The following is a 9,692-nucleotide window of genomic DNA, read 5'->3' as shown; positions in this document are numbered from 1 at the left end:
TTTCCTGTAGCCAATGTTTTTAAGCATTTCCACTGCCTGGTCAAAATGCTGGCCAACCTCATTTGAAACATGGGCATCGGATCCTAATGTTACCGGAATATTGGACTGAAAGCACATCTTCACAAAATTTTTATCGGGATAAATTTCCCTGCAGGGCTTGTTCAGCCCGTTGGTATTGATCTCAACTACCTTGTCTTTGCTCTTCAGCGATCTGATAAGCTTTTTATACCATTCGTAAGGGCTGAAGGAGGGATAGTATGCGAATTTTTTAATCACGTCGATATGACCCATAACATCATAAAGATCGCTTGAAATGGCTTTTCTTACCACTGAAAAGTAGGCATCGTATACTTCGTCAATGTTTTTGTTTTTGAAAGCTTCCGGATCGTTGTCAAAGTTCCAGTTGTTCAGGAAATGGATTGAACCGATCACATAATCCAGGGGGAGTGTGCTGATGAGGGAGCTGATCTCTTTTTCTTTTCCGGGGATATAATCAATTTCTGCACCAAATTTAACTGAAACAGGCAATTCCTCCTGGGTTTTTAAAAATTGCATTTCTTCTTTAAGTAAGGGGATGTTCTTTTGATTAATGCCCCAGTTGGTTGACAAAATGGTGAAATGATCGGAAAAACCCACTTCATCAATGCCGGAATAGACCGCCTGCCGGAGGTAACTTCGGTGTTGGTCCTGCCCGTCGGAATAAACGGTATGGGTATGATAATCCGGTAACATGCCAATAAAATTATCATTAAAAAACGGAAAACTCAAAATTTTTATGATATTGTTATTGGGAATATGTAAAATTACCGATGGATATTGTTTTAATAGCTGACTTTTAAAGGCCTTAATGCGTTCGAAGTTTTGATAACCTGCTCCGGATATATTTCAGTATTTTATTTTTTTCCTCAGGATGAAACCATTCCATTTCTTTGTCCCTGGCAAACCAGGTGAGCTGGCGTTTTGCATAGCGGCGGGTGTTTCGCTTGATCCGTCGAATGGCCTCCTCAAGGGAAATGATTCCGTCGAAATAATCAAATAGCTCCTTGTAACCTACAGTGTTTAATGGATTGAGGTGCTTATAGGGATATAAATCTCTGGCCTCTTCTATTAAGCCTTGCTCAATCATCTGATCCACCCTTTTGTTGATCCTTTCATACAGTTCATTTCTGTCACGTCTCAAGCCGATCTTCAGTATGTGAAAGGAGCGGGATTTCTTTTGGCGTGTAAGAAATGAGGAATAGGGCTTACCGGTTGTCAGGGTAACTTCCAGGGCTTTCAGGATGCGTTTGGGATTTTTAAGATCCATGTTGTGGTAAGATTCGGGGTCGAGGAGTTTCAATTGATCTCTTATTCCTTCTATACCTCCTTCTTCATACTGCTTGACCAGCTTGCTTCTGACTTCCGGGTCGGCTTTGGGCAATGCATCTATCCCGTTGCATACGGCATTGATATACAGTCCAGAACCGCCCGTCATAATCATGGTTTCTTTTTCTTTGAAATGCTGCCGAAGCATATCAAGGACTTCCAGCTCGAACATCCCTGCCGTATAATAGTCTTGTATGGATTTTGTGCCGATAAAGTAATGCTTTGCCTTGTTAAGCGTTTGCTCGTCCGGACGTGCGGTTCCAATTTTCATTTCCCTGTATATCTGGCGGGAATCCGCGGATATGATGTCTGTATGTAACTTTTGGGCGAGGTTGATGCACAGATCGGTTTTTCCTACTGCCGTGGGTCCTGATATGACTATAAGTGTATTGCCGGCCATAGGGATTAAGCTCTGTTATTTAGGGATAACAGGAAACGCATGGTATCAATGTTGTCTGCATAATCCCACAGAGCGGGATATTGAGCCTTTCCGAAATTTACTCCTTCCGGGAATTCCCGGGAACGGGTAACTATGCACTGAATCTGTTCCTGCTTTTGATCCAGCATGTTCTTTACCTGGTTGAGATCATCATATCTTTCATAATGTAAAGCAGCAATGGGAGAGGGGATGGGTTCATCCTCCCTGAGCAGCAGGAAGCCATTATCAAGATGGGGAGCCTGATTCATCGTATATATGGCTTTGTTATAATCATAGTTGTTGGCATACTTGTGGTGATCCATTACAAAGCGATAATCCACGATATTGTTCAATAAACGGTTTATATCGAATCCCTTCGGAAGATATAGCTTGGATACGTTTCTGCATCCCATCCCAAAATACAGGAAAATATCATCTCCCAGTCTTGCCAGTTCTTCATCTTTTTCCTCTCCGGTAAGTACCGCTATGGCATTTCGGTTTCTTCGGATGATATGGGGATATTTGCCGAAATAATAATGGAAATATCTGGATGTATTGTTTCCGCCTGTTGCAATGATGGCATCAAATTGTTTCAGAAATTTGCTCTCAAATATAATCCTTTCTTTCAGTTCGGGTTCTGTTTCCGTCAATATACCGGCAATGGCTTTGGGCAAATGTTCATCTTTTGAGGATAATTTTCCGTAATAGATGTGTCCGCTAAGAATCACCGAAAGGAAATCATGGAATCCTACCAAAGGAATGTTTCCTGCATTGACAACTCCTATTTTTTGAGGCGAGCCGGTTTGCTTTTTGAGCTCAGGGTATTGATCCGTCCATTTGTCAAGGTGCTCCCGGCGGAGGCTTTCTCCGATTGATCTAAGGGCTTCCCGGATATAAAAAGGTGTAAACCAGGGATTGGTAATGCTGGCTTTTTCTGTTGCCTGATGAAGCAGTTTCCCGGCTTTTGTTTCGGAAATATCGTTCCCTGGTTCTCCGTAAGTGTAATCCCTCAGTACCTTTCCCAGCCTTATAAAGGCTTGTTTTCTTTTTTCCAGATCCATAAAAAGTTATTCGAAGTATTTAATGAGGTCCGAAAATCTCCGTGTAAACTTCCATTCCGGGCTTTCCCTGTAAAAAGATTCCTGTCGTAAAAATAAAAAGGCATTGATCATACAAAAGGCAAAAAGTTGATCATATGAGGAAAAGGAATATCTTCCAGGAATGGAAGCAAGGCAAAGAAACCTCCTGCCAATCCAACTAGAATAAGTATGAGCATCAGCACCAAAAATACGCCTCCGAGACTCACCCCGATTATGGAGCATATTCTTCCTGCCTTAAGATTTTTGACTGATGCTTCTGTATAAGCTTCAGGATTTTCCCTGAGCATTTTCATAGGTGTTCCTGACAATACCAGACCAATAATGCCCAGTACGATGCCAAGGAGGCCCTGGGTGCAAAGCACACCTACAATGGAGACAATTCCCAGGACGAGAACTGCTGTGGAGTTGGGTAATATCTGCTTGTTTCCTTCAAAGCTGCCTGCTCCGCCTGTTGAACCTGTACCTGTGTTTTCCATAATAATCTTTTTTTAGTGAATAAATCGAATGATATAATCTATAATGATGATTGCTATATCTACAATAAAAATATATTTCAATACAACGGCTCCGTTTTTGAGATGAAACACCAGGTGCACTATCAGAAAAACAAACAAAAACAACAGGGGTATCAAACCCGGAAACAATTGTATGCTCTCCCATATATCCCCCTTAAGCAGTGCGATCAGAGCCCTTTGAAAACCACATCCCGGGCATTCTATGCCAATCCCCTGCTTATAGATACACGGCTGCATGTGAGCCTCAAGCCAACCTATTATGTCATAAAGCATCCGAAAAGTTATCTTTTGCCGTAAATACGGATTCAGGCCGATGCCTTTATATAAAGGTTATCTTTTCCAGAATTATTCCTCATAGAATAACATAGAAACATAATCCACCACTTCATTCGAAGGAATGACATCGCCCGAATTGCCTTTCCGGAGGATTTTTGTTTTTGGATTTTCCGATACGCGCCGGGCATATTCCATAACTGCCATGATGGGCCCATACCCACATACTGAGATCTGCTTGTCTGAAATTTCCCGCTCTACTCCTTTTCCATCAAAATTTTGGATTTTGTCGAGCACATACTGGTCTTTTTCTTCACCCGTTTTTGGGCTCACAAAATGAGAGAAATCCGAAGAACCTACGAGAAAAATATTCTTCTTCAATGTCTGATTTGCTTTGACTATGGCATCCGCCAGGCTTGATGCATTTCGGTAATTTTGAAGCGTCATGGTAACCGGTGCAATTTTAAAGTCGTAATCCAGAAAATATTTCAGCATCGGCACCATCACTTCCCCGGAATGTTCTCTTTTTTCTTCGAGGTCAGAAACGGGTAGTTCCAGTTTGTCGGCAAAATCGTGGTCCACTTCCACCTGGCCGTATGGTGTATCCCAATAATCATTGCTGTCGAAGGCCATTTCGTTTCCCATACCGGTATGGTTCGGGTTGATGATGAAAAACGTATCAAATTGGGTGGAATGTTCCTTTATGATCTCAAAGAGATGAACTGCCTGGTAAGCAGAAAACATATATCCGGCATGGGGTGCTATACCGCCTATTATTTTCTTCTGTGCCAGGTCTGCATCAATGTTATCTTTTTCCTTGCCGTACACCATCTCCAGCAGCTCATTGAGCTCCTGTTTATTGTCGGGATAAAACTGACCTGCAACCGTTGGTTTTCTGATATTCATAGCGTTCTTTTTTTATCGGATGAATACATGATTTCCACATTCAATACATTTTCCCTCCTCGTCGAGGCCGGGAATTCGGGTTTGGTACCCTTGTCTTTCCACCAGAAGGGTTCCGCAACGATGGCAGTAAGTATTGCTTCCTTCATCCAGCATAATGTTACCCATGTACACATAATTCAGATAACTGGAAGCCAGGTTGTAAAACTCCTTCATCTTTGCTGGTGTAGTGGCTTCGATGTTGGATTTATAGCTGGGGAAATACCTTGATATATGCAATACGGTATTTTCCCCCAGATTGTCTCTCATCCACTTCATCATTTCTTCGAATTCCCCCGGATCATCATTTAAAGTTGGGATCACCAGGTTGATGACTTCCAGGAAATTGCCGTTCTTCCTGATTTGTTGAAGTGTTTCTTTGATGGGATCAAAAGAGGATTTGGTATGTTTCCTGTAAAATTCATTCGTGAAGCCTTTCAGATCAATGCTGAAAGCATCGATGTATTGCATCAACTCCTGCAGGGGCTCCGGATTAATAAACCCATTGGTTACCACTACATTTTTCAGACCTTTCTCTTTCATTTTTTTGGCAACATCCAGCATGAACTCAAAATAGATCACCGGTTCATTGTAAGTATAGGCGATTCCGAGATTGTCTTTTCTTTTTGTGGCCAGATTGATAACATCATCCACACTATGGGCTTGTTTGTGTGAAATATCCTCCGGCGTTGCCTGGGATATTTCCCAGTTCTGACAAAAGAAGCATTTCAGATTGCACCCTATACTTCCTAACGATAAAATATTCCTTCCCGGATGATAATGATACAGTGGTTTTTTTTCAATGGGATCGAATCCCAAACCCGTTATCATTCCGTAGTTTTCAGAATACAATTTGCCCCCCATATTTTTGCGGACTCCGCAAATTCCTCTTTCCTGGTCTTTGATCTTACAGTTATGGGGGCAAAGATTACACTGAACCCTGTTATCTTCTGATTCGGTGTAGTATAATGCTTCTTTCATAAATGCTCCATCATTTTACACCAAAACGTTTAAAATTGTGGACTGGTATTTCCTGGGTACTCACATTATCCACGCTTGCTGTAGCAGGTCCTTTCCAACACCAGTTAACGAATTTGTTGAGGGCTTCAGGTTCACCTTCAGCTTCAATATACACCGTACCATCCATTCGGTTCTCCACAAAACCTTTAATACCGAGGTTTTCTGCTTCGCGAACCGTACTGAACCTGAATCCTACTCCCTGTACCCTGCCTTTTACCGTTATAGCAAGTGCTTGTTTCATCAGAATAAATTTTGATTATTATTTGTAATTCAATTAAATAGAACCTCAAAATTTAAGCCTTGTGCTTCCTTGGCCATGGAACCCGCATGCATTATTCATTCCCTTGTTGTGAAGGTTCCTGGATGCGGGTTTCATAATTTGACATTTTTTTTATTGATACCTGGTCATTGTGAAATTCAATACCTTAAGTTTGTCCTGTGGAACCTTTGCATCTATGCCTGCCTTTTCCCGGGCAACTTCCATTTGTTTTTCTATAGAATCAATACCTTCTGTATTTGGGAGCACATATGCTTTGTTTCCTGATTCATCTTCAACAATAACTCCATGCTTTTCCGGTTTTAGCAGCGATTTATTTTCTACCGGTTTGGGATTGGAAAGAACGTCAACAGCAAGTGTGATATTATGCAATTCTCCTTCTTTGAGTGGTTCGGTTTTACCGGCTTCATCCACAGCAGATGCGGCGTTTTCTATAATTTCATTATACAAACAGTTATGCTGAGGCTCTACAGATCCTTTATTGCCTCTTAACTTACCATTGGAGTAAATAGAAACAAAACAGGGCAATTTCAATTTTAATGCAGAAGGGACTTCCGCTTCTTCTTTAAAAATTTTCTTGCCTGTTTTCATATACAATAAGAGTGCATCGTAGGCAATCTTCGCATAAATAGTTCTGGGCTCAAACATAAATTTAGATTTTGATTTAGAATTTGATGAATAATTTGAATTGTATTAAAATTATTATGTAAATTTATAAAATACAAATTTTAACATCAATACCCCATATACAAAGCTTCGTAAATTCTCTTTTAATCTATTGATAAAGTGACTGTTTTAGAATGGACATTTTTGCATTTTTGTTAAAAAAAAATTATTATTTTTGTAATATGGAGAATTTAAGCATAGAAGAGACCATTAAAACTCCGGGAGTTCATTTTGACGCACAGAATGGGGTATTGAAAATGAATGGCAGAGCCATTCCCGAAAACCCGGAAGATTTTTTTACCGATATTATGGAATGGTTGTTTGGTTATTTTAAAAACCCCCTGAATGAAACGGTGGTGCATGTGCAACTGGAATATATCAACAGCGGCTCTTCGAAGTTTATTCTTGAATTCTTCAATGTTCTTGAAGAGAAACATCAGAACGGCCATTATGCCAAAGTGAACTGGTATTATGAAGAGGATGACGAAGCAGTATATGATCTGGGGAAACACTATCAGTCTATTTTGGACTTGCCCTTTGAATTAATAGAAATCTATTGATATGGAGGAGCCTGCAGACTACTGATTATTTTGATCAGTTTCTTCTCTTTGCACATATTTATTCAGTCTGTTTTGGCAATCTTCCAGTTTTTCTTTCAGTTCCTGCTCTCTTCTTGATGATTCTTCCTGGGTGGCTTTGAGCTCTTCCATGTTTTGCCGCATTTCTTCCTCCTGGGATTTCATTTCTTCAGCCTGCTGCTGCGATTTTTCCAGTAATTCATTGGTTCTGATATTAATTTTTACTGCTGACAGGGTGGAGGCAATATTTTCGCCCACTCGTTCAATAAATTCAATCTTATAATTTTCAAGTTCGTGGAATGATGCTATTTCAATGGCACCGTGAATTTCATCGTTTGTTTTTAATGGAACTATAAGAAGGCTGTGTGGATTGGCATCCCCCAGTCCACTTGTAATATTGATATAATTATCCGGTAGGTCAGTCATATAAATGGTTTCGCCTTCCTGAATTACTCTACCTATAAGGCCTTCTCCCATATCAATTTTCTTTTCCAGATACTTTCTCCTGTTATATGCATAAGCGGCTTTCAGTTCGATGAACTTATTGTTCTCATCTTCATCATTGATTATAAAGAGGCCGCCCTGGTTGGTTTCTGTATATTTCACCAAATTTTTAATGATTTGGTATGAAAGTTCTTCCAAATTCTCATTGTTTTCCCTTAACAATTCGGAAAACTTAGCGATGCCCTGGGAAGCCCAGTTTCTTTGTTCATCTTCTTTCTTGCGCTTTTCATCTTCTGCGGAAGCTGTTTTAAGATTGTCACGCATTTCAAGAAGGGCATTGCCCAGATCATCCTGCTCGCTTAAGGGTTTGAATTTAACATCGTAATTGCCTTTGCCAATCTCCTTGGCAAAATGGGTGAATTTTCTAAAACTTTCTATCAGGTCGTTGAGTGCTGCGGACATGTCGCCGATCTCATCATTTCTGACTTTGAGCTTTTCTTTAGGCAATACCCCTTTGCACATAGAATAAAGGGTGTCTTTTACATTCTTAATGGGCCTCACTGTTGTACGGGTCAGGATTAAGGCGATAATAACGGAAATGACAACTAAAGAAATACCCAATACGGTGATGGAGTTTTCAAATTTGTTGAATATTGAAGTCATCTGGGTTCTTGAGTTGTTCACCTTATTCTGCATGGTTCCTCTTAAGGTACTGATCTGGTTCAGAATTTCATCTGTCATGACAATGATTTCACCTCCATATTCAACTTGTGGAGTAATTTCAAAAAGCAGCATCGCATCATTATAACTTTCGAAGGTATTAAGCTTTTGCATGATGTTTTTGTGCTTTGGAAATAAAGAATCTTTAATGGCCGTATATATCTCTTCGTATTTTTCCTTTTCTTTCTCGTCCCAGTTCTTTGACAGTTGCGCAATCTCTTCGTGAAGCCGGGGCAAATCCTGATTATGAAGTTGTTTAAGCTGCTTTTTGTCGGGTGTGTTTTCCTTTTTGTCTATAAATACCCAGCTTTTTATGAGGGATTTGGAACGGTTTACCAGGTTATACAGGTCGTTAAGATGTGATGAGGAAGGCACATAAAGCTCGGTGATTTGTTCGTTGATTCTACGGCTTTTTTCCAGCGAATTGTTGATGATATAGCTATTGATAAGAATGGCTATGATGATGGCTCCGATACCCAATATCAGTTTGGTAGCGATGGAAAATCTGATCTTCATGTTTGTCATTTTTTTATAGCAATGTCACTCTAATATTTGTTGCAATCCTTTTAAAAGTGGTCATCCAATCTCCCGGTCTTTTATTGTTCTGACAGGATATCATCCGGATATTCAATATTTGTGAGAAAAAGTCCGTTGGGAGGAACCGAATAACCCGCATTAGAACGGTCTTTGCTCTCAATGATCTCTTTAATTTGTTCCGGTTCAATTTTTTCCTGTCCTATCTCAAGCATGGTACCAACTATTGCTCTAACCATATTTCTTAAAAATCTGTTTGCTTTTACGGTAAAAATGAGCAAATGTTTCTCTTTTGTCCATTCTGCTTGATAAATCTCACAAAAATTTGTTTTCACCTGGGTTTGGCTTTTGCTGAAACTTGTGAAGTCTTTATAGTCAAAGAGGAAATGGCATGCCTGGTTCATTTTCTCTACATTGAGCTTCCAAAAGCAGTAATAGGCAGATTCTCTCCTGAACGGATCCTTGATTGCTGTAATTTGATATTGGTAAGTACGCGATATAGCATCATACCTGGCGTGCGCCTTTTCTTTCACCGGGAAGAGATCATAAATGGCAATGTCATCGGGTAGAAAGCGGTTGAGCCGGAAAATGATGTTTTCCCGTTCGTAAATGATGTTTGCCCGAACATCAAAGTGGGCATAAAAACAGGAAGCATGGACTCCGGTGTCTGTTCTTCCTGCTCCAACCACATGGATTTCTTCACGGAGTATGGTGCTTAGGGCTTTATTAATTGTTTCCTGTATGGTTGCGGCATTGGCCTGGATTTGCCAACCATGGTAATTCGTGCCTTTGAAAGCGAGCCGGATGAAATATCTTACTGCCAAAATCCGTTAATTTTAG

At 40.3% G+C, this 9,692-nt stretch carries 12 protein-coding genes; 1 reads left to right on the top strand and 11 read right to left on the bottom strand.

The window, feature by feature from the left end; genetic code table 11:
• The 9 genes from KGY70_12205 to KGY70_12165 form a co-directional block, all read right to left on the bottom strand.
• The coding region (locus KGY70_12205; protein MBS3775945.1) for a histidinol-phosphatase at positions 1 to 732 on the bottom strand (732 nt) is incomplete at its 3' end.
• A 112-nt stretch (positions 733 to 844) separates the two neighbouring features.
• Positions 845 to 1,765, bottom strand: coding sequence for a tRNA (adenosine(37)-N6)-dimethylallyltransferase MiaA (miaA, locus tag KGY70_12200; protein ID MBS3775944.1), 921 nt, complete (start codon positions 1,763 to 1,765; stop codon positions 845 to 847).
• Positions 1,766 to 1,770: 5 nt separating this feature from the next.
• Entirely contained in the window at positions 1,771 to 2,844 is a 1,074-nt protein-coding gene (locus tag KGY70_12195; protein MBS3775943.1) for a hypothetical protein, read from the bottom strand.
• Between the two features lie 107 nt (positions 2,845 to 2,951).
• Positions 2,952 to 3,359 (bottom strand): hypothetical protein, encoded by a 408-nt coding sequence (locus KGY70_12190; protein MBS3775942.1) that lies wholly within the window; start codon positions 3,357 to 3,359, stop codon positions 2,952 to 2,954.
• Between the two features lie 12 nt (positions 3,360 to 3,371).
• Complete coding sequence (locus tag KGY70_12185; GenBank protein MBS3775941.1) at positions 3,372 to 3,635, bottom strand: DUF2752 domain-containing protein; 264 nt, start codon at positions 3,633 to 3,635, stop codon at positions 3,372 to 3,374.
• A 108-nt stretch (positions 3,636 to 3,743) separates the two neighbouring features.
• A complete protein-coding gene (gene amrB, locus KGY70_12180; protein ID MBS3775940.1) occupies positions 3,744 to 4,577 on the bottom strand; it encodes an AmmeMemoRadiSam system protein B in 834 nt (277 codons plus the stop codon).
• A gap of 12 nt (positions 4,578 to 4,589) precedes the next feature.
• Entirely contained in the window at positions 4,590 to 5,594 is a 1,005-nt protein-coding gene (gene amrS / locus KGY70_12175; GenBank protein ID MBS3775939.1) for an AmmeMemoRadiSam system radical SAM enzyme, read from the bottom strand.
• A gap of 10 nt (positions 5,595 to 5,604) precedes the next feature.
• Complete coding sequence (locus KGY70_12170; GenBank protein ID MBS3775938.1) at positions 5,605 to 5,874, bottom strand: acylphosphatase; 270 nt, start codon at positions 5,872 to 5,874, stop codon at positions 5,605 to 5,607.
• 150 nt (positions 5,875 to 6,024) lie between these two features.
• Entirely contained in the window at positions 6,025 to 6,558 is a 534-nt protein-coding gene (locus KGY70_12165) for an AMMECR1 domain-containing protein (GenBank protein MBS3775937.1), read from the bottom strand.
• A 200-nt stretch (positions 6,559 to 6,758) separates the two neighbouring features.
• On the opposite strand from KGY70_12165, the gene KGY70_12160 reads away from it, so the two are divergent.
• Positions 6,759 to 7,136 (top strand): DUF1987 domain-containing protein, encoded by a 378-nt coding sequence (locus tag KGY70_12160; GenBank protein MBS3775936.1) that lies wholly within the window; start codon positions 6,759 to 6,761, stop codon positions 7,134 to 7,136.
• An 18-nt stretch (positions 7,137 to 7,154) separates the two neighbouring features.
• On the opposite strand, the gene KGY70_12155 is transcribed toward KGY70_12160, so the two are convergent.
• Complete coding sequence (locus KGY70_12155) at positions 7,155 to 8,834, bottom strand: GAF domain-containing protein (GenBank protein MBS3775935.1); 1,680 nt, start codon at positions 8,832 to 8,834, stop codon at positions 7,155 to 7,157.
• 80 nt (positions 8,835 to 8,914) lie between these two features.
• Complete coding sequence (truA, locus tag KGY70_12150) at positions 8,915 to 9,679, bottom strand: tRNA pseudouridine(38-40) synthase TruA (protein ID MBS3775934.1); 765 nt, start codon at positions 9,677 to 9,679, stop codon at positions 8,915 to 8,917.
• Between the last annotated feature and the right edge of the window lie 13 nt (positions 9,680 to 9,692).

The sequence above is a fragment of the Bacteroidales bacterium genome (assembly GCA_018334875.1).
Lineage (GTDB): Bacteria > Bacteroidota > Bacteroidia > Bacteroidales > UBA12077 > JAGXLC01.
Note: the sequence above shows the minus strand (reverse complement) of the source record. Positions and strands in the feature narration are given on the sequence as shown.

What these genes read in the sequence shown, in the direction of transcription:
- KGY70_12170 (MBS3775938.1), bottom strand. Translation starts at nt 5,874, where the DNA reads ATGAAACAAGCACTTGCTATAACGGTAAAAGGCAGGGTACAGGGAGTA.
- KGY70_12185 (MBS3775941.1), bottom strand. Translation starts at nt 3,635, where the DNA reads ATGCAGCCGTGTATCTATAAGCAGGGGATTGGCATAGAATGCCCGGGA.
- miaA (MBS3775944.1), bottom strand. Translation starts at nt 1,765, where the DNA reads ATGGCCGGCAATACACTTATAGTCATATCAGGACCCACGGCAGTAGGA.
- KGY70_12190 (MBS3775942.1), bottom strand. Translation starts at nt 3,359, where the DNA reads ATGGAAAACACAGGTACAGGTTCAACAGGCGGAGCAGGCAGCTTTGAA.
- KGY70_12160 (MBS3775936.1), top strand. Translation starts at nt 6,759, where the DNA reads ATGGAGAATTTAAGCATAGAAGAGACCATTAAAACTCCGGGAGTTCAT.
- KGY70_12165 (MBS3775937.1), bottom strand. Translation starts at nt 6,558, where the DNA reads ATGTTTGAGCCCAGAACTATTTATGCGAAGATTGCCTACGATGCACTC.
- KGY70_12155 (MBS3775935.1), bottom strand. Translation starts at nt 8,834, where the DNA reads ATGAAGATCAGATTTTCCATCGCTACCAAACTGATATTGGGTATCGGA.
- amrB (MBS3775940.1), bottom strand. Translation starts at nt 4,577, where the DNA reads ATGAATATCAGAAAACCAACGGTTGCAGGTCAGTTTTATCCCGACAAT.
- KGY70_12195 (MBS3775943.1), bottom strand. Translation starts at nt 2,844, where the DNA reads ATGGATCTGGAAAAAAGAAAACAAGCCTTTATAAGGCTGGGAAAGGTA.
- amrS (MBS3775939.1), bottom strand. Translation starts at nt 5,594, where the DNA reads ATGAAAGAAGCATTATACTACACCGAATCAGAAGATAACAGGGTTCAG.